We start from the raw sequence: 18,914 nt of genomic DNA on the forward strand, positions 1-18,914 counted from the left end.
TCGTCAGCGCCTACACGCCGGCGAGAGCAAGCTCCCTCGTCACCCTGACTTTCCGAAGGCTGTTGGGTGAAACAGTCGGCCTCTGCTGTCATGCACGTCTCCTTGGCGCTAAACTGGTTTCAATTTAAAACCTGGCTGAATTGTTGCTCGATCAGGTTTCAATTTGCAACCACAAGATTCCGGCCAACTTGGCAATGCTTTCCAGAGGGTCAATAAAATGGAAACCGCTTCATCGCAAAACAACGAATGCCCGGTTGCCAGGACACTGGATGTGATGGGTGATCGCTGGTCGCTGATGATCATCCGCGACGCGTTCGACGACATCCGTCGATTCAGTGAATTTCAAAAGAGCCTGGGCGTGGCCAAGAACATTCTAGCTTCGCGACTCAAAGCCTTGGTCGAGGCCGGCGTATTTGACATTCGACCCGCCTCGGATGGGAGCGCCTACAAGGAGTACGTCCTGACAGAGAAAGGCCGGGAGATCTTTCCGGTGGTGGTCAGCCTGCGGCAGTGGGGCGAACGTTTCCTGTTCGAGCCGGGGGAAACGCGTTCGGTGCTATTGGACAACGCGTCCGGGCAAGCTCTCATGCCGATGGAGGTGCGCTCGGCTAGCGGTCAGAAACTCGGGCCGACCGATTGCCACAGGGTAAGACTCATGACCGACGACCTGACGTGAGCGTTCTTATCCCTGCAAAACCAGGGACAGGTCCGGGTACCTGGCACACATGAAATCGACAAACGCCCGCACCTTCGGCGCAGCAAGTCGGCGGGACGTGTGCAGGACCCACAGTTCGGCTTCTTTCCCTGTTGCCGTGCCCCACTGGACCAACTCGCCACTGGCCAGCTGGTTCCATGCCATCGACTGTGGGATAAGGGCCGCTCCACCACCGGCGATGGCCGCATCGCGGATCATCAGGAACGAAGAGAACCGCAGCCTGGGGATCGGTTCCAACACCAGGTGGCCGCCATCGAGTGTCCACTGGGTGGGCTCGAAACCGGACGCAACGATGCCGGGAACCGAGCGGATGGCCCCTGGTGCAGGCATTGGCAGCTCAGGCGCGGCCACCACCACCAGCCGGTCCTTGGCGAAACAGCGACCGACTAAATCGCTGTCCGGGCTGGGGTTGATCCGGATGGCGACATCAAATTGTTCCTCGACGAGATCCACCACACGATCCTCCGCAATGACCTCGATCGTGACGTCAGGGTAAGCCGCGCAAAACTCTGCGCCGATGCGTCCCATCGCCAGCTGCGAGAACAGGACCGGAGCAGCGACACGCAAGCGCCCGCGCGGCGTCGATACGCCCTCCTTCGCCGCCGCCATGGCTTCGGCCACCTCGGCCAGCGGCCCTTCGGCCCTGGCCATCAGCAGCGCACCGGCTTCGGTGAGCTTCAGGCCGCGGGCGCTGCGCTCGATCAGCCTGACACCCAACTGCTCCTCAAGGTCGGCGATGCGACGCGACAAGGTCGCCTTGGATATTCCGCTGGCACGGCTTGCCTTGCCCAACCCCTCGTTCGTGGCCACGAGGGTGAAATCGATCAGTGCGTTCAGGTTCATGGTGTTCCACTTTTGCAACGGAGTGTCTACATCCTGAAGCCTTCGATTTATTCCTGCAACACCCTATCGTTTCTCCATCGCAACGGGCCGACCAGGTCGTAGCGGACTTTCTCACTTACCCACCCTTTGCAGGAGATTCAAAATGAGCATTCTCGTCACCGGTGCCACGGGCACCCTCGGTTCACTCATCATTCAACGCCTCGCCAGCGCAGGCGCCGAGGTCAAAGCCCTGGTGCGCCAGCCGGGCAAGGGCACTTTCCCGGTGGGCGTCACTGAAGTTGTTGCCGACCTCACCGACGTCCCTTCGCTGCGCAACGCACTGGCATCGGTGCGCACGCTGTTCCTGCTCAACGCTGTGTCGCCCGACGAGGTGACGCAAGCCCTCATTACCTTGAACCTCGCCCGCGAGGCCGGCATCGAGCGCATCGTCTACCTGTCAGTGATCCACGCCGACAAGTTCACCTACGTGCCGCACTTCACCGGCAAGCATGCGGTGGAGCGCATGATCGAAAGCCTCGACATCCCGGCAACCATCCTGCGCCCGGCTTACTTCATGCAAAACGAAGCCATGGTCCAGCAGACGATTCAGGATTACTCGGTGTACCCGATGCCGATCGGCTCGGCGGGCGTGTCGATGATCGATACTCGGGACATCGCCGATATCGCCGCTGCCGAGTTGCTGCGACGCGACAATGCATCTTCGGCCCTGGATCGGGTCACCCTGGAGTTGGTCGGCCCGCACGCATTGACCGGTACCGCCGTGGCGAAAATCTGGAGCGCCGCCCTGGGTCGCGAGGTCGCCTACGGCGGTGACGATGTGGTCGCCTTCGAAGCACAATTGGCGGCGTACGGCCCTGCCTGGCTGGCTTATGACATGCGCCTGATGATGTCCGGTATCCAGACGTTTGGCATGCAGGCCGCTGAAGGCACCGTGGACCGGCTACAGGCGATTCTGGGACGCCCGCTGCGCACCTATGAAGACTTCGTTCGCGAGGCTGTCGCCGGGGTTTGAGTAACCACCACACCGCCCACCATCCGATCTCCCCTTCATCGTCCCAAGGGAAATCGAACTGAAGAAAATGCATCGGCCAGCCGCCTAGGGCGGCTGCAGCCTGCAGGAGGAGAAAATGGAGCAATGCTCAACATACTAGGCCAACGGGCCGCTGGATATCGAGCCCGAACTCTGACTGGACCGCTTGGACAATGCCGCTGATGACATCGGCCACCAACAGCTTTCCCTTGTTGGCGCTGGACCCCAGCGCAGAGGACAGAACCCCGCTGGCAGGCACCCACTCGATCCGCGTGGGGTACATATCATAGACCGGGAACTCGGCCGGCCCGTGCTCTGGAATCTTGTCCAGGGCAACCATCTCCGGGTAGTAATGCAACATCATCGAAGTTTCAATGACCGCTGCATGTTTCCAGAGCGATTCCCGGAAAGCCGTTCACAAAAATCTTGTCGAGCGTCCGTGGGTTGACGAACTCCCAGTGTTCCAGGCGCATGACTTCCCGTTCATGAGGTTGTCCTCCTGATGTCATTTCAAGGTGGCGAGCACCTCGGCGCATGACAGCCATCAGCGCCGAGGTGATGCCGCGTGGGCTTATGCGCGCGGCGGGTACCACGACTCTGGTTCCGGATAATCCCAATCGGAAGGAAATGCATAGGTTTCAAATACGGTGGTGGTATCGGCCTCGGTACCAAAGAACGCGAAATGATTCACGCCCATCCAAGAACCTGACTGAACGCATTTGAAACCACGTCGCTCCAGTTCAGCGAGGCGATCTTCGAACGGAATGTTGTTGCAGTCATAGGCGACGTGTTGAATGCCTTCGCCATGCTTGTCCAGGAAATCGGCGAAGATTGTTGGTCCGGAAACAGGCTCCATCAATTCCCAGACCATGTTTCCGGACTGTGCGAAACAGACTTTCAGTACAAAGTCGGCCGGCTCACCGTGGTAAGTCTGGTTCTGGGTGTTTTCCGGGCTGAAGGTGTAGACCCGCCACGGGCCGATCCCTAGCTTGAGCAAGCCATCCATGGTGCGTCTGTGGTCACGCGTCACGATCGCGATTTCCACGACATTGCCCAGAAACGCATCGATCTCGGCACCGCCGTTCAACGCCGCCAATACATTGGTTTGTTCAAGATGAGACATTTGCATAACCTCGCTTAATGAATAACAGCATCGTCTTACTTAGCCATGGCCGACGATTGAGTAACTTCCGCCTGCCGGGATCGGTGCAACACATAATAAATACTGCCGCCGACAGCAAACCCTGCCAACCAAGACAGATCAATACCGCCCAATGCCATTGCCAACGGACCTTGTAGTGATTTAATAGTGCCTACTTGGAATAACCAAGCCGCCAGCACACCCGCTGCAAGTGCAAACAGGCCTTTCCAATTCACGTCCGTGCAGGCACTTTCCAAGTGATGACAATAAAGCGATTGAAGATCGAGCTGACCACGGCGAATCAGAAAGAAATCAACCAGTGTGATACCCGCCCAGGGACTGATCCACACCACGAAGAAAACCATCAGGTTCTCAAAGGTATGCACGAACTCACCTGATTGCAGGAACAGATAGAGGATGAACAGCGCGACCACGCCCGAGACGGTTGAAACAACCCAGCGTGGCACTCGCAGATCCAGCGACAACGTTGCCAGTGCCGCCGAATAAATGACCACGATGTTAGTGGCCACCGGACCATGCAGCAGCACCAGAAGCACCGGCAACGCCATGGTTCCGAACACCGCGATGATGAGCTGCGCCGGGTCCGAGCCTGCGCCCGCAGAAGCAATGGCAGCGCCAAGAAAGGCCAGCCATACCGTGGGCAGGAACATGCCGAGGAATGTCGAGCGGAACACCTGGCCATCGGAGAGTTTGCGCTGGGTGAAGCGGGTGTAATCCGAGGCATATACCAGCCAGGAGATGCCCCAGCCGATCCCGATCGCCGTCATCAGGCTGCTCATGGCCGACAGTTTGCCAATGCCCTCGGTGGTCGAGGCCTGCCATTGGATGTCCACATGAGTGAAAGCGAGCCCGGTCATCACGACCATGATCAGTAGAATCACCGGCATGGTGTAGCGCTCGAAGCACTTGATAGCATTGAAGCCCCAGGCTGCGATACCCACCTGGATGACCATGACGCCCAAGGCGATACCGTACTTGAGCTCCATGCCTGCGCTAATACCGACCTTTTCCAAGGCCGCCATCGCCAGGTCCAGGACTATCCAAGTGTTGGTGGCGACCCAGCCCATCGGCATCAGTATTTGCATTATGGTTGGCAGGTAGGCGCCGCGTCGGCCGAAGGCCAGCCGGGAAAGCACCATTTGCGGCACGCCCGTGCGGTGGCCCATGATGCAGATAGCACCGAACAAGGCGGCGCCCAACAGGTTTCCGACGATAATCACCAGCAGGGTTTCAATCAGGCTCAAACCCAACTGGATACCGATTGCCCCCAGGACCCAGTTGATCGGCGCGACATTCGCTCCAGCCCAGATCCAGAACTGGTCCAACGGCGTAGAAGTACGATGGCTATCGGGCACCGGCTCAATGCCCAGCGCATCGTAGTTGGCCTCGTTCGTTAAGTTTCTTGTAGATTCGCGACGCATTGACATTATTATTTTCCTCGCTGACCGGCGACACATGAATCGCCCCGAGTCATTAAAGCGAGGTCTGTATTTTTATGTAATTGACCATAACTAAACTACCCTTTAGAAAAATTGCCGGATAAAGCTTTTCTCAAGCGCATCATTCATCCAGGCATGAAATACCCACGCCGTGTCAAAAACAGAAAGCATTTCAACCCAACCCGACAAATAAAAATCGCTTATTGAGTTTTATTTAACGCTCTTCAAATAAACATCAATAGCCGAAGCGACGAGGGACGTGCCAATTTGTTGCAGTCGCTGAAGTAACTCCACTTCAGGGTTAACAGGAATGATGAAATGACCACCCTTCTTCATATTGATGCCAGTGCGCGATCCGACCGCTCCCTAAGCCGTAAACTGTCCCAGGCTTTTGTCCAAGCCTGGGTCGAACGTGATGGCAAGGCACAAATCATCGCCCGTGACGTTGGGCGCAACCCTCCTCCATTCGTGACCGAAGCTTGGATCGCCGCAGTTTTTACCCCCGAAGAACACATGACGCCAGAAAAACGCGAGGAAATCCGCCTCTCGGATGAACTGATCGACGAGATCGACCGGGCCGACATCATTGTGATCGGCACGCCGATGTACAACTATGGGATGCCGGCGGCCCTTAAGTCCTGGTTCGACAAGGTGATTCGGATCGGCAAGACTTTTACCTTCGATCTCGAGCGCGGCGACTACCCACTGGAACCCATCATGAGCGGCAAGAAGCTGGTCATTTTATCCTCCCGTGGCGAATTTGGATTTGGCCCAGGTGGCGTTCGTGAAGCCATGAACCATCTGGACACGCACATTCAGACCTGTGCGCATTACCTGGGCGTGAATGAAACCCATGTCATCTCTATCGACTACCAGGAATTTGGCGACGCTCGCCATGAAGCCTCCATCGCGAACGCGTTCGATGCCGTTCCGGTCCTGGTCAGGCAAATGATCGAGGCACGGCAAAGCCAGCTCTCTCCGGCTTGATGCCGCGTATCGCCGCCAAACCAATGATGGGGAAGTCTGCTGAACATGCCGGGCGTGGCAATCCCATCCGCAAAGAAAAGTACCGGGTTTGCCACCTCGACCCTGTTTTCGACAACCCGGGGTCACGACGATCAACTGCTCGGTGCAGCCCTGACGATAGAGTCGAGCTTATCTGCCTCAGCTCTCAGGACGTCAGCGCCATTTGATGCCCTGCCACCTCATCAAGCGTGTGCTCCCTGAACGACTTTGCCTCGCCCAGCAGCCATTCCCTGAACAACGAAAGGCTATGGCGAGGATTGCAATGGTTATCTTCAATCAGGTGGTAGGTAAAACCGGCCAAGGTCGGCCCCACCACCCGTCTAATCCGACCAGAGCGAAGCTCATCGTCAATCAATACGTTGCTGCACAGCAAGGGGCCTAATCCCCGCTCCATCGCATGCAGCGCAAGCGTTTCCTCGCTGTACCAGGAGGTGCGCAAGTCCCGGGAGGCACCGTGCTCGGCCCGGGCCAGCCAGGCTGACCACGCGGGAGCTTCGAGAGCCTGATTTTTCCATTTGAACGCCAGCAGCGGTCGATTATGAAAGTCATCGATCGTTGCCATGCGTTCGACTGGACAGATGCTTTTATCCGCGACCGCAATGTACCGATCCTCGAACAGCACCGGACCTCGCACATCGGCCTCGACTGGACCATATCGAATCGCCAGATCAATCGTCTCGGAACGCAGATCCACCAGTTTCTCCGAGGCGTGGATCGACACCACGATATTCGGATAGATCTCGTTGAACTTCACCAGGCGCGGCATGAGCCATCGCTCCGCAAATGCACGCGTGGTGGACACCTGGATCGCATCGCCCTCCTTCGCCCCATTTAACAGGGCAAAGGCCTGAGCAATCTGATCGAAGCCGTCCCGCAACAGCGGATAGATGGCTTTGCCCGCAGGTGTGAGGGTCACCGTCCGCCCCCGCTCAAGGAGCTTTTGTCCCAACCCGTCCTCCAATTGCCGGACTTGATGACTGACCGCGGCGACTGTCACGGAGAGCTCGTTCGCTGCCACGGAAAAACTCTGGTGGCGTGCAACCGCTTCGAATGCTCGCACCGAATTCAGAGGGGGTATCTTGCGCATGATGGTCTCCTGGCATCTGGACGGTATTGCGTGCGGCGGATTCAGAGAATGCAATAGTGAACGTCCCGGGGCTCCATTCCATTTACGGCAGTAATGTCCTGGGGACAAGCAGAGAGCACCACAATCGCGTCCATTTCCGCCGTAAGGCACACATACTGCCCAGGCTCACTGACCGGCGCGGCGAACTCGATACGTCCGTCCTGATGAACCGGCACGTTCATGAACAGGTTCAAGGGACTAGGGGTTTCAGTCACCACCAGGCCGAGGGCGTCCAGAGCCAGGAAGAGATTTTCATTACAGCTATCGTGATGGCCCACTACCCCCAACTGCACGTAACGCGTCGGGTCGCAAGCGGCCACCAGCGTGTCATGCACACCGGGCGAGCTGTCTTGCGTAAGCGTGAGGATTTTCCGGCGTTTGTTGGTCACTAGGCTGTCCCCCTTGCACGGGTTGAGCTTCAACCAAAAAGGTCGACTGTGCTCCATCGACATGACTTCGCAAAGGTCATTCGGGTTGAACGCCCAAGTATCGACGACCTGCTTGCCATGGGTGTTGATGAGCTTGAGGGTTCGCCCTTGATGCAACCGGAGCGCAACACCTCGCCGGGCAGGCAGACGGACCAGCTCTGTGCTGTGGATTCTATCTACTGCATTCATGTTCTTGTTTTCCTCGCGAGACTAAAGGCCGACGGCCGAGTACTTGCCATCAAGGAAAACACAGCACAAAACCGCAAACCAATAATATAAAGTGGCCTCGGTATAAGTTGAATTTATAGGGCAAGCCATGCGAATCCGTCAGCTTGAGTGCTTCAGGACCTTGATGATCCACGGCACGATGACCCGTGCCGCAGAGCTTTTGAACATCTCCCAGCCGGCCATAAGCAGCACCATCGCCAATCTGGAGCATGAGACTGGCCTCAAGCTATTCGTGCGCAAGGGCGGTCGTCTGCAACCCACACCTGAAGCCCGACTGTTTTTCGTCGAGGCTGAGCGTGCGCTGGAAGCGGTGGAAAAAACCCATCGCATCGCCAAGGAAATCAGGACAGGAAAACGCGGCCACCTGGCAGTGGCTGCCTACGCAAGCATCTCGATCAATCTGCTGCCACGATTGATGGCCGAGTTCGCCAAAGAACGTCCAGGGCTGGAACTCAAGATCATCACCCGAAATTCCCAGTCCGTCCGGGAGCTGATGACGACGCAGCAATTCGACCTGGCCATCGCCGAACTGCCGCTCGATTACCCCACCTCCCACATGGAGGTGATTTCGTATGAGTGCCAATGCATGATGCCGATAGGTCACCCTCTTGCCGCGTTGGACGTGATTACCCCGGCAGACCTGCATGGTGTACCGTTCGTTTCGCTGTTCAAGGGCGATCCTGTCTATCAGCAGTTGGCCATGGCTTTTTCGGCCTATGGATCATCCTGGAACGTGGTGGCCGAGACAGAGTTTTTCTCGACAGCATGCGAACTGGTCGGCGCCGGCCTGGGTGTGGGCATCGTCGATCCGGTGGTCAGTAGGTCCTTCACTCGGCATCTTGTCCTGAAACCCTTTTTACCAGCGATCAGGTACGAAATTGCGTTGCTGCTTCCCATACAGGAAGAGTCATCGCAGTTGGCACGAGAATTTATCCAGTACCTTGGAGAACACCTTCAAGTGCGTGTGCATTCATCCTGAAGGCTGGATCAGGTATTCGGTGAGCGTCGCCCTCCACCACCGAGCGGGTGTAATAACCTTTCTGATCCCCCGTATTGATAATCGGGGCCGCCGATAAAACCGTTCCGTATTTCGTCCAGTACCGGGCCCACCTCGACCGCGATGGTGGTATCGCCCAGCACGCGGGAAGCGGCCTAGAGCGCACCGGCGTTGGATTCCTCCTCCGCCGGGGGTTGAATCCCCAGGGCGAGGGAGCGGGTTCGAATCATTCAGAGAGGCCTACTCCTCGGCAGGCCTCATATGAAAAATCGTATAGGGCAGAATCAACGTATCGGCCACGACACTGAAAGGCAGGTCAATGATTGCAAACGGTGCCAGCGCGCGTGAATACACATCGTTGTCGTTCATCGAGCCCTTGATGATCTTGATATCGGTCGCCGCGCCGCAATAAGGCTGACGGCCGCAAAGCTGCCCCATGCCAAAGGTTTCGTTGGCCGTCGCGCATCCCCCCAGCAGCGCCATCGTCAGAGCCAATAATACGATCCGCATGACGCTCTCTCCCCGGGAAAGACGGGACTGTAGCACCGATGGCGGACGACCTGTAGGGCTGAAGACTGTTGCCCCAGAAACAGCGGATCGATTGTTGCCTGAGCAACAGCCATTCAACAATTCATTCGCCAGACCAACAGTCGCTCCTCCTTCCTGCCCGGCCAAGCCCAGTGAACACTGGGCTTTTCGCGTTGGTACGACCCTTGCTCAAGCCTATGTACCTCGATCAACAGTCCAACAGGAACACCTAGGATGAGCACTCCCTTGAAAGTCGTCGCCGTCTCCGGCGGTACCGCCCGCCCCTCGCGCACTCTGGCACTGACCGAAGCCATCCTGGGCGAGCTCGGCCAGCACCTGGTCATCGATTTCCATCTGATCGAACTGGGCAACATCGCCCGCCCGCTGGGCGGCGCGCTGTGGCGCAAGGAATTGCCGGAAACCGTCGAGCACGAACTGCGCCTGATCGAGTCTGCCGATTTGCTGGTGGTGGCCACGCCCGTGTATCGCGGCACCTATCCGGGCCTGTTCAAGCATTTGTTCGATCTGGTCGGCCAGGACGCCCTGATCAACACGCCGGTATTGCTGGCCGCCACCGGAGGCAGCGAACGCCATGCCCTGGTCCTCGATCACCAACTGCGTCCGCTGTTCAGCTTCTTCCAGTCACTCACCCTGCCCATCGGCGTGTACGCCAGCGAGACCGACTTCGCCGACTACCGCATCGTCAGCGCGGCCTTGCAAGCCCGTGTCGAACTGGCCGCCGAGCGAGCCGCCCGCCTATTCGCCAGCCAGACACATGCGCTGCGCAAGATCGCCTGAGGAGCCCGCATGAATCTCGATTGCATCTGCCTGGAAGGCGTTTTTGCGAGGGACATCGCATGAGAATCCAACCACACCCCACCGTGCTGACCCCACTGCAGACCGCCCGGCGCCTGGCTGCGGAATTCGCCGAAACAGCCGTCGAACGCGACGAGGCCGGCGGCACGCCCAAGCTGCAACGCGATGCCATACGCCAGAGTGGCTTGCTGGCCTTGAGCATTCCCACCCAGTTCGGTGGCCTCGGGGCCAGTTGGAGCGAAACCCTTAGTGTGGTGCGCGAGTTCGCCAAGGTGGACAGTTCCATCGCCCACGTCTTCGGTTTTCAGCACCTGATGCTGGCCACAGTGCGCCTGTTCTCGCGCCCCGATCAGTGGCAACCCTGGTTTGAACAGACCGCACGCAAGAACTGGTTCTGGGGCAACGCGCTGAACCCACTGGACACCCGTACCGTGGTCAAGACCTTCGACGGCTGGCGCGAATTCTCCGGCAAGAAGAGCTTCTGCTCCGGTGCCAGCGACTCGGAAATGCTGATCGCCTCGGCCATCGACGAAAGCGCTGGCGGCAAACTGCTGATCGCCGCGATCCCCAGTGGCCGCACCGGCATCACCCTGCACGGCGACTGGGACAATATGGGCCAACGCCAGACCGACAGCGGCAGCGCCACTTTCGAACGGGTGCGGGTAGAAGAGAACGAATTGCTGCTCGACCCCGGCCCCTTGAGTACGCCCTTCGCCTGCCTGCGCCCGCTGATCGCGCAATTGCATTTCTCCCACATCTTCCTCGGTATTGCCGAAGGCGCCCTGGAAGAAGCCCGGCACTACACCCTCAAGGAAGGCCGTCCGTGGTTCCGTTCCAAGGCCCAGCATGTCAGCGAAGACCCTTATGTGTTGCGCCACTACGGCGAGTTCTGGGTTGGCCTGGAAAGTGTGCGACTGCTGGTGGAACGCGCCGCCGACCAGTTGGATGAGGCCTGGCACAAGGGCCACGCCCTGGGTGCCGAGGAACGCGCCCAACTGGCGCTCTCCATCGCCACCGCCAAAGTGGCCGCCGTACGCACCGGCCTGGATATCTGTAGCCGCCTGTTCGAAGTCACCGGCGCCCGTGCCACCCATGCCTCGCTGCGCCTCGATCGCCATTGGCGCAACCTGCGCACCCAGAGCCTGCACGACCCCGTGGATTACAAACTCCATGAACTGGGTGAATGGGCCCTGAACCAGACGCGGCCCACCCCCACCTTCTACTCATAGGGATGCCCATGCAACTGCTGACTCTCCCCCCTTCGCCGACACTGGCTACCTCGATCCGGGCGACCGCACAGGTCTTCGAAGACCCTAGATCACAGGCGCTACTCGCCCACGTACAACAGGTCGCCCCCAGCGAGGCCAGCGTCCTGATCATTGGCGAGACCGGCACGGGCAAGGAGCTGGTCGCACGCCACATCCACAACCTCAGCGGCCGTCGCGCCGGACCCTTCGTCGCCGTCAACTGCGGGGCTTTTTCCGAATCGCTGGTGGAGGCGGAGCTGTTCGGCCATGAGAAAGGTGCCTTCACCGGCGCCCTCGCCGCCAAGGCCGGCTGGTTCGAGGAAGCCAACGGCGGCACTTTGTTCCTCGACGAGATCGGCGACCTGCCAATGGCCATTCAGGTCAAGCTCCTGCGTGTGCTGCAAGAGCGCGAAGTGGTGCGCCTGGGTTCGCGCAAGAGCATCCCGATCAACGTGCGCGTGGTCGCTGCCACCAACGTGCAACTGGACAAGGCCATCGGTGCCGGCCACTTCCGCGAGGACCTGTATTACCGCCTCGACGTGGTCAGCCTGCAACTCTCTCCGCTGCGTGAGCGGCCCGGCGACATCCTGCCGCTGACCCGGCACTTCATCAAGACCTACTGCAACCGCCTGGGCTACGGCGAAGTGCGCCTGACTTCCGGAGCCGAGCGTAAACTGACGGACTACAGCTGGCCGGGCAACATCCGCGAACTGGAGAACGTCATCCACCACACCTTGCTGGTGTGCCGCAACGGTCTGGTGCAGGAAGACGACTTGCGCTTGTCGTCCCTGCGCATCGAGCGCCAGGAGCCAGCGCAGGCCGCCCTCGGCGAGAGCGCCGACGAACAACTGCTGCGCACGTTCCACCGGTTGTTCGAAGAACAGGCTGGCGGCCTCCACGAGAAAGTCGAAGACAGCCTGCTGCGCGCCGCCTACCGCTTCTGCCACTGCAACCAGGTGCGCACCGCCAGCTTGCTGGGCCTGAGTCGCAACGTCACGCGAGCACGACTGATCGCCATTGGCGAGTTGGTGGTCAACCGACGTCGCCCTGACACCCACACACGCCCGGATCGGGCGCTGCAACTGTCAATCTGATCAAACTAAAACCAGGCGATGCGGTACCCCCGTGGGTGACCGACAACGCCCCAACATGCCAAGCGTTGCGATGCCGGAAGGGCCCATGCGCCCTTCCATACGCCCAACCGCACAAGGACCGAACCTCATGAGCCTGGATATTTTCTGGTTCCTTCCCACCTCCGGCGACACTCGTTACCTGGGACACTCCGATAGTGGCCGACCGGCGACCAATGCCTACATGCGCCAGATCGCCGTGGCCGCCGATCAGCTCGGCTACGATGGCCTGCTGATCCCCACCGGGGCCAGTTGCCTGGATCCCTGGGTGACCGCCGCCAGCCTGGTTCCGGTGACCCAGCGCATCAAGCTGCTGGTGGCGCTGCGCACCTCGCTGGGCAACCCCACGGCGTCGGCGCGCCAGGCCGCCAGCCTGGACCAGGCCAGTGGTGGCCGCCTGCTGCTCAACGTCGTGCCCGGCGGCGACGCCACCGAACTGGAAGCCGACGGTGTGTTCCTCACGCACGACGAGCGCTATGACGCCTCCGACGAATTCCTGACCATCTGGCGCCGCCTGCTCCAGGGCGAAACCGTCGACTTCGACGGCAAGCACCTGAAAGTGCGTGGCGCCCAGAACTTCTTCCCGCCCGTACAACACCCTCACCCGCCGCTGTACTTCGGCGGTTCATCAGAGGCCGCCCACGAATTGGCAGCCAAGCATGTCGATGCCTACCTGACCTGGGGCGAACCGCCAGCGGCCGTGGCCGAGAAGATCGCCGACGTGCGCGCTCGTGCCGCCAGGCATGGCCGCGGCGTGCGCTTCGGCGTGCGCCTGCACGTGATCGTGCGGGAAACCAACGAAGCCGCCTGGGCCGCTGCCGACGAGTTGATCAGCCACCTCGACGACGCCACCATCGCCGCCGCCCAGGCCAACTACGTCAATATGGACTCCGAAGGCCAGCGACGCATGGCCGCGTTGCACGGCGGCGACCGCAACAAGCTGGAAGTGGCGCCCAATCTCTGGGCCGGTGTCGGCCTGGTGCGCGGCGGTGCCGGTACTGCACTGGTCGGCGATCCGGAAACCGTCGCCGCACGTCTGCTCGAATACGCCGACCTGGGCGTCGACAGCTTCGTCCTCTCTGGTTACCCGCACCTGGAAGAGGCCTACCGCTTCGCCGAACTGGTGTTCCCTCTCTTGCCGGGCAAGGGCAAGGTCACCGTGGAAGGCGCCTTCACTGGCGGCGCCTTCGACGTTCGCGCCAGCAAGGAGAAAGTCGCATGAACGTCATCGACCTGCGTTGTCGCCCGGCCTACCTGCACCCATTCTTCGGCGGGGTCCCGGGCTCGCCGGAACACGCCGTGGCGCGCTGGCTCAACCGGCGCGTCGGCACCCGCGGCCCGGACGATCACTTCGAACGTTCGCTGACACCGGAGGGTTTTCTCGCCGAGGTGCGTGACGCCGGGCTGGACAAAGCCGTGGTGGTGGGCCGCCACACACCGAGCCAGCACCTGCCGAATGAGCGCATCCACGAAATCGTTCGGGATCACCACGAGCTGATCGGCATCGGTTCGGTAGAGCCGGTGCTACAAGGAATCGAAGGCGCCCTGGCGGAAATAGACCAGGCGATCGATCACCTGGGCCTGGCCGGCATCGACCTGGAACCGGGCTTCGCCGAGCCGGCCCGGCACCCCGACGATGGGCTGTACTGGCCGCTCTACGAACACCTGCAAAAGCGCGGTATCCCGTTGTTCCTGATGAGCGGGCCGACTACCCCGGACCCGAGCTACAACGACCCGGCACGCCTGGCAGCCGTAGCCCGTGCGTTCCCGGACCTGACGATCGTCGTCTACCACGGCTACTGGCCCAACGTGCAGCAGGCCCTCGGCGTTGCTTTCCGCTTTGAAAACATTCACCTGGTGCCGGACATGTACCTGTTCCAGCCGGGCAGCGAGGGTTACGTGCAAGCGGCCAACGGCTACCTGGCCGACCAGTTGCTGTTCGGCTCTTCCTACACCTTCCGACCGATCCGTCAAAGCATCGAAGACGCCCTGCAACTGGGGCTGAAAGACGAGGTGCTGGAGAAGTTCTTCCACGGTAACGCGCGCAGGGTATTCGGGCTGGCCTGAGCCGGCGTCGGTTCTGTTCCCCGGAGAACGTTTCCTGCGATTCAAACCGAACCGCAGGAAACGCCAGGTGATCTTCAGCGAACAACCCGGGGAGCACTCCGGCACTCCCCGATTTCATCACGATCCATTGCCTATCCCGCAGCCAGGCGCCCTTCTTGCTCGTCGGCCAACGCGGCGCCGTTGAGGTAGTGGTCCCCCAGCAACCGACGCTGGTTCAGCAATGCCGGTTCGGCGCTGCCTGGCAGGGGTCGCGGCAGGCTTCTGCCGGCCAGTTCGAAGTACACGTCACCCGCCAGGCGCGCCGCCTCGGCGGCGGCCAAGCGAAAGGCAATGGCGGCCGACTGGGACTCATCGGCGTACTCCAGCAAGGCGTCAGCAGCATCGATGCGGATGCGCAGTTCGCCGACGGCGGCGATCACCAGCGCTTCGTGGCGGGCACTTTGCGCACGCAGATAGTCGATCAGCGCCACCTCGACATGCCGAGCATGGGCCAGGTCGCTACGGCCTGGGGAATGTAAGTTGGACATGGCGATACCTCAGTTCCAGGAATGACGTTGCGGCTTGATGCCGTTGAGCAGCTGATTGCCGACCAAGTGATACTTCCAGCGCACCGGATCGTGCAGGGTGTGGGTCCGCGCATTGCGCCAGAACCGGTCCAGCCCCTGGCTGGCCGAGACGCTGCGGGTGCCGCCCAACTCCAACAGGCGGCTGGAAGCCTCCAGGGAAATCTCAGTGGACAGCACCTTGGCCTGGCCGACAATCACCGAAGCTTCAGCAACCCGCTCCTCGCTGGGCTCGGCGACAGCCCGGTCGACCGCGTGCGCCGCGCGACGCAGAATCGCTTCGGCCGCTTGCAGGCGCCAGGCCAACTCACCGATCAGCGCCTGGCCCAGCGGGTCCTGCCAGCCGTGTTGCAGCCCGCTGTCCACCCATGGCCGCGCCTGGCGTGCTACGCGCAAGGTCTCGGCGAACGCGCCACGGGCAATACCGGTGTCCACCGCAGCCTGAATGATTTGCGAGATCGGGCCGTCGGAAGTGGGTTGGTCATAGGCCTTCCAGGCCGGCACCACGTCGCTCGCCGGTACCCGTACACCTTCGATGCGCACCTGGCCACTGGCGGTGATGCGCTGACCGAAGCCGTCCCAACTGTCGATCACCGTCAGGCCTGTCGCATCCCGTGGAACGAGGGCGATATGAACGTGCCCCGCCTCGTCCACCCCGGCGACCGGCACGATGTGGGCGAACAACGCACCGGTGCAGTAGGCCTTCTCGCCGTCGAGTATGGCCATGTCGCCGTCGAAGCGGATCTGCGTCTGGAAGGTGGTGACGTACTGGCTGCGCGCTTCGGAAAAGGCATTGCCGAAACGATAGCCCTGCAACACCTTGGCGTAGTAGCGGCGCTTCTGCTCCTCGCTGCCGGTCAGGCTGAGGTTGCTGAGCACACCGAAATGGTTCTGCGGCAACTGGCCGAGGGACGGATCGGCAGCGGAAATGATCGCGATCACTTCGCTGAGGGTGGCATAGGACACCTCGGCGCCACCGTAGGCCTTCGGCACGCGAATCGCCCACAGCCCGCTCGCGGAAAAACGTTCGAGCTCTTCCCAGGGCAGCCGTCGCTCGCGGTCGCGCAAGGCCGCCTCGCGAGCGAAATCCTCGGCCAGGCGCTGGGCCACCTCGATGGCCTCGGCGTCGCTACGGATGATGTGGGCCGGGCTGAGCGGCGCTGGATGGGCCTGCCCAGGCAGATCGAAAGACGGTGAGTCGGTCATGTGCTACTCCATGCATAACGGGTTCATCCAGCGCTAAAGCACAGCCCGTACCAACATTAAAAAATCTTTATATTCAATAAGTTGAAGGGACAACGGGGTACGTTTGAAAGCCCCGCGAGCGGCAAACTGTCGGTGAACTGTTGCCCAGCGAACAGTTCCTCAGCGAGCCTTGCCACCCAGATAAAAATGCTGGAGGTCTTCCCGTGCCGCCAGCTCAGTGGCGTCGCCCTCGCCCACTACCCGACCGTTCTCCAGGATGTAGGCGTAGCTGGCATGGCGCAGGGCGACATTGATGTTCTGCTCGGCCACCAGAAAGCTCACGCCCTCCTGGGCATTGAGCTGCGCGACGATGGCGAAAATCTCTTCGACGAGAATCGGCGCCAGCCCCATCGAAGGTTCATCGAGCAGCACCAGTCGAGGCTGGGTCATCAATGCCCGGCCGATGGCAAGCATCTGCTGCTCGCCGCCCGAGGTCAGCCCGGCCTGGGTCTTGCGCTTGGTCTTCAACCGTGGAAACCAGGCGTAGATCCGCTCCAGATCCTGCTCCAGCTCCCGGCGCGTCGGCTTGCGCAGGAAGCCGCCGCTGCGCAAGTTGTCCTCGACGCTCAGGTGGGCGAACACATGCCGGCCCTCCAGCACATGGACGATGCCCTGGCGGGCCAGCAGATTGGCCGCGACCCCGGCGGTGTCCTGTCCCTGGAAAACAATCCGCCCACGGCTAACCTGCGCCCGATCGGCCTGGACCAGCCCGGAAATGGCCTTGAGCGTAGTGCTCTTGCCAGCCCCGTTGGCACCGAGCAGGGCGACGATATCGCCCTGTCCGACCCGCAGGGAAACCCCGGCCACGGCGAGGATCGCGCCGTCGTAGATCACCTCGATATCTTGCACCGCCAGCAACTCACTGCTTTCGGCGCCCGCAAGGGCCGCAATGGTCATGGTTTACTCCTTGGGCGCAGTCGCGCCCGGTTGCGTTTCGATTTGCCGAGCCGTGTGCCGGGTCACTGCGCCGCGCAATCGCGAGGGGTCACGCCCTTCTCTTTCGCGTACTCGGCGGCCTTGGCATCGATCAACGGGCGCAACGTGGCGCGGTCGGCCTGGACCCAATCGGTGATCAGGTTCCATTGCTGGCCGTCCCATTGCTGCACCTTGGCCGCCCCACCGCCCTCATGGTCGCTGCAGGACAACCGCAGCGGCTGCATCAGCCCAAGAAAACCGATTTCCTTGAGGCGTGCATCGTTGAGGTCGAGATGCTCCAGGCCCCAGCGACCTTCCTCACCGTTGAGCGGACGGTTGCCGAAATGCCTCTGCCCGGTGCGGATCGCTTCGACGGCAATGGCGGCATTCACCAGGCCGGAGTTGTAGTAGACGCTGCCAAAACTCTTCGGATCCTTGAGGTCGCTCTTGCCGGTATCGAGGATGTGCTGGCGGATGCGCTGGTGGATATCGAAGTCGGCACCGCCCGGGTAGGGTGTCAGTGCCAGATACCCCTTGCCCGCCTCACCGGCCGGAAGCACGTCTTCGTTGGAGCTGGCCCAGATGTCGCCGACGATGCGTTCCACCGGGTAGCCGAAACGTGCCGCGGTCTTGATCGCCACTGGTGTGGACACGCCCCAGGTCCGCAGGAACACCCAGTCCGGCTTGAGCTGCCGCACCTGGCGCCACTGCCCGGCCTGCTCGTTACCCGGGTCGGCCACCGCGATCTGGATGTTCTCGAAGCCGTACTTCTGCGCCAGCAACGCCAACGGCCCCTGGGTCTCCCGGCCATAGGCGGAGTCGTGGTAGACGGTGGCGATTTTCTTGCCCTTGAGCTTGTCCAGCCCGCCCTCGCGCTCGGCCACGTAGTTGATGAACGCCGAGGCCTCGCTGTAGAACGTCAGCATGGCCGGGAAGTTATAGGGGAACACCCTGCCGTCGGTGGCTTCGGTACGGCCATAGCCAAGGGTGATCAAGGGAATCTTGTCGGCCTCGGCCTTGTCCGCCAGGGCGTAGGCAGCCGGTGCGCCGTTGGGCTGATAGACCGCCACCGGCGCGCCATTGAGACCGTTCTTGAAGCGCTCGTAGCATTCGATGCCCTTCTCCGCCGTCCATTCGGTCTCGCACTCCTGCCAGACCAGCTTGACGCCGTTGATTCCGCCTTCCACCTCGTTGATGTAGCGCAAGTAGTCGATCATTCCGGCCCAGACCGGAATGCCGCTGGAGGCATAGGCGCCAACCCGGTAGGTGGCCAGCGGGAAGAACTGTTCGTTGGCGGCCTGGGCAGCCGGTACCAGCATCGAGCAGGCGCCGAGTGCCAGGCCGATGGCGGCGAGACGACGTTTGAAGGTTGCATGCATGATTGTTTTTCTCGGTTTGAGTGCCTGGCC

The 18,914-nt window shown here is 60.9% G+C and carries 20 protein-coding genes and 1 pseudogene; 9 read left to right on the forward strand and 12 right to left on the reverse strand.

Annotated elements, in window-relative coordinates:
• Positions 1-217: 217 nt before the first annotated feature.
• Positions 218-676: a winged helix-turn-helix transcriptional regulator gene (locus tag BT125_RS02475; protein ID WP_072405025.1), complete on the forward strand. Its 459-nt coding sequence runs from the start codon at positions 218-220 to the stop codon at positions 674-676.
• A 6-nt stretch (positions 677-682) separates the two neighbouring features.
• Here BT125_RS02475 and BT125_RS02480 read toward each other — a convergent pair whose 3' ends face one another.
• The gene (locus tag BT125_RS02480; protein ID WP_072405026.1) at positions 683-1,558 is read right to left on the reverse strand and encodes a LysR family transcriptional regulator; all 876 of its coding nucleotides are present in this window, start codon (positions 1,556-1,558) and stop codon (positions 683-685) included.
• A gap of 142 nt (positions 1,559-1,700) precedes the next feature.
• Between BT125_RS02480 and BT125_RS02485 the strand changes: the two genes are divergently transcribed.
• The gene (locus BT125_RS02485) at positions 1,701-2,570 is read left to right on the forward strand and encodes an SDR family oxidoreductase (RefSeq protein WP_072405027.1); all 870 of its coding nucleotides are present in this window, start codon (positions 1,701-1,703) and stop codon (positions 2,568-2,570) included.
• A 127-nt stretch (positions 2,571-2,697) separates the two neighbouring features.
• On the opposite strand, the gene BT125_RS02490 is transcribed toward BT125_RS02485, so the two are convergent.
• The 3 genes from BT125_RS02490 to BT125_RS02500 all read right to left on the reverse strand — a co-directional run bounded on the left by BT125_RS02490 (position 2,698) and on the right by BT125_RS02500 (position 5,177).
• Positions 2,698-2,952: a creatininase family protein gene (locus BT125_RS02490; RefSeq protein ID WP_256573695.1), complete on the reverse strand. Its 255-nt coding sequence runs from the start codon at positions 2,950-2,952 to the stop codon at positions 2,698-2,700.
• Positions 2,953-3,159: 207 nt separating this feature from the next.
• On the reverse strand, positions 3,160-3,711 hold the full coding sequence (locus BT125_RS02495) for a VOC family protein (RefSeq protein ID WP_225613445.1): 552 nt from the start codon (positions 3,709-3,711) through the stop codon (positions 3,160-3,162).
• A 35-nt stretch (positions 3,712-3,746) separates the two neighbouring features.
• Positions 3,747-5,177, reverse strand: coding sequence for a purine-cytosine permease family protein (locus BT125_RS02500; RefSeq protein WP_072405028.1), 1,431 nt, complete (start codon positions 5,175-5,177; stop codon positions 3,747-3,749).
• 330 nt (positions 5,178-5,507) lie between these two features.
• Between BT125_RS02500 and BT125_RS02505 the strand changes: the two genes are divergently transcribed.
• The gene (locus tag BT125_RS02505) at positions 5,508-6,176 is read left to right on the forward strand and encodes an FMN-dependent NADH-azoreductase (RefSeq protein ID WP_072405029.1); all 669 of its coding nucleotides are present in this window, start codon (positions 5,508-5,510) and stop codon (positions 6,174-6,176) included.
• A gap of 184 nt (positions 6,177-6,360) precedes the next feature.
• On the opposite strand, the gene BT125_RS02515 is transcribed toward BT125_RS02505, so the two are convergent.
• On the reverse strand, positions 6,361-7,302 hold the full coding sequence (locus BT125_RS02515; protein WP_060742766.1) for a LysR family transcriptional regulator: 942 nt from the start codon (positions 7,300-7,302) through the stop codon (positions 6,361-6,363).
• A gap of 41 nt (positions 7,303-7,343) precedes the next feature.
• A complete protein-coding gene (locus BT125_RS02520; RefSeq protein WP_072405030.1) occupies positions 7,344-7,958 on the reverse strand; it encodes a DUF1989 domain-containing protein in 615 nt (204 codons plus the stop codon).
• A gap of 127 nt (positions 7,959-8,085) precedes the next feature.
• Between BT125_RS02520 and BT125_RS02525 the strand changes: the two genes are divergently transcribed.
• Positions 8,086-8,976: a LysR substrate-binding domain-containing protein gene (locus BT125_RS02525; RefSeq protein WP_072405031.1), complete on the forward strand. Its 891-nt coding sequence runs from the start codon at positions 8,086-8,088 to the stop codon at positions 8,974-8,976.
• Between the two features lie 28 nt (positions 8,977-9,004).
• Here the strand turns inward: BT125_RS02525 and BT125_RS29600 are convergent.
• Both BT125_RS29600 and BT125_RS02530 read right to left on the reverse strand, forming a co-directional pair.
• Positions 9,005-9,179: pseudogene (locus tag BT125_RS29600) on the reverse strand (M42 family peptidase); the annotation flags it as partial.
• Positions 9,180-9,234: 55 nt separating this feature from the next.
• The gene (locus BT125_RS02530; RefSeq protein WP_072405032.1) at positions 9,235-9,504 is read right to left on the reverse strand and encodes a YceK/YidQ family lipoprotein; all 270 of its coding nucleotides are present in this window, start codon (positions 9,502-9,504) and stop codon (positions 9,235-9,237) included.
• A gap of 252 nt (positions 9,505-9,756) precedes the next feature.
• Here BT125_RS02530 and msuE point away from each other — a divergent pair, with 252 nt between their 5' ends.
• The 5 genes from msuE (at position 9,757) to BT125_RS02555 (ending at position 14,782) form a co-directional block, all read left to right on the forward strand.
• A complete protein-coding gene (msuE, locus tag BT125_RS02535; RefSeq protein ID WP_072405033.1) occupies positions 9,757-10,320 on the forward strand; it encodes an FMN reductase in 564 nt (187 codons plus the stop codon).
• A gap of 59 nt (positions 10,321-10,379) precedes the next feature.
• A complete protein-coding gene (locus BT125_RS02540) occupies positions 10,380-11,567 on the forward strand; it encodes an acyl-CoA dehydrogenase family protein (protein ID WP_072405034.1) in 1,188 nt (395 codons plus the stop codon).
• Between the two features lie 8 nt (positions 11,568-11,575).
• Entirely contained in the window at positions 11,576-12,679 is a 1,104-nt protein-coding gene (locus tag BT125_RS02545; protein ID WP_072405035.1) for a sigma-54 interaction domain-containing protein, read from the forward strand.
• A 127-nt stretch (positions 12,680-12,806) separates the two neighbouring features.
• Positions 12,807-13,937, forward strand: coding sequence for an FMNH2-dependent alkanesulfonate monooxygenase (ssuD, locus tag BT125_RS02550; RefSeq protein ID WP_072405036.1), 1,131 nt, complete (start codon positions 12,807-12,809; stop codon positions 13,935-13,937).
• Positions 13,934-14,782 (forward strand): amidohydrolase family protein, encoded by an 849-nt coding sequence (locus BT125_RS02555; protein WP_072405037.1) that lies wholly within the window; start codon positions 13,934-13,936, stop codon positions 14,780-14,782. The genes ssuD and BT125_RS02555 overlap by 4 nt, the downstream gene beginning before the upstream one ends.
• Positions 14,783-14,913: 131 nt before the next feature.
• Here BT125_RS02555 and BT125_RS02560 read toward each other — a convergent pair whose 3' ends face one another.
• The 4 genes from BT125_RS02560 to BT125_RS02575 form a co-directional block, all read right to left on the reverse strand.
• On the reverse strand, positions 14,914-15,309 hold the full coding sequence (locus tag BT125_RS02560) for a hypothetical protein (protein WP_072405038.1): 396 nt from the start codon (positions 15,307-15,309) through the stop codon (positions 14,914-14,916).
• Positions 15,310-15,318: 9 nt separating this feature from the next.
• Positions 15,319-16,551 (reverse strand): SfnB family sulfur acquisition oxidoreductase, encoded by a 1,233-nt coding sequence (locus BT125_RS02565; protein WP_072405039.1) that lies wholly within the window; start codon positions 16,549-16,551, stop codon positions 15,319-15,321.
• A gap of 159 nt (positions 16,552-16,710) precedes the next feature.
• Positions 16,711-17,487 carry an ABC transporter ATP-binding protein gene (locus BT125_RS02570; RefSeq protein ID WP_072405040.1) on the reverse strand — a complete coding sequence of 259 codons (777 nt, stop codon included), beginning with the start codon at positions 17,485-17,487 and terminating at the stop codon, positions 16,711-16,713.
• A gap of 62 nt (positions 17,488-17,549) precedes the next feature.
• Complete coding sequence (locus BT125_RS02575) at positions 17,550-18,884, reverse strand: ABC transporter substrate-binding protein (protein WP_072405041.1); 1,335 nt, start codon at positions 18,882-18,884, stop codon at positions 17,550-17,552.
• Between the last annotated feature and the right edge of the window lie 30 nt (positions 18,885-18,914).

It is taken from the genome of Pseudomonas sp. NFACC04-2 (assembly GCF_900119265.1).
Taxonomy (GTDB): Bacteria; Pseudomonadota; Gammaproteobacteria; order Pseudomonadales; family Pseudomonadaceae; genus Aquipseudomonas; species Aquipseudomonas fluorescens_AA.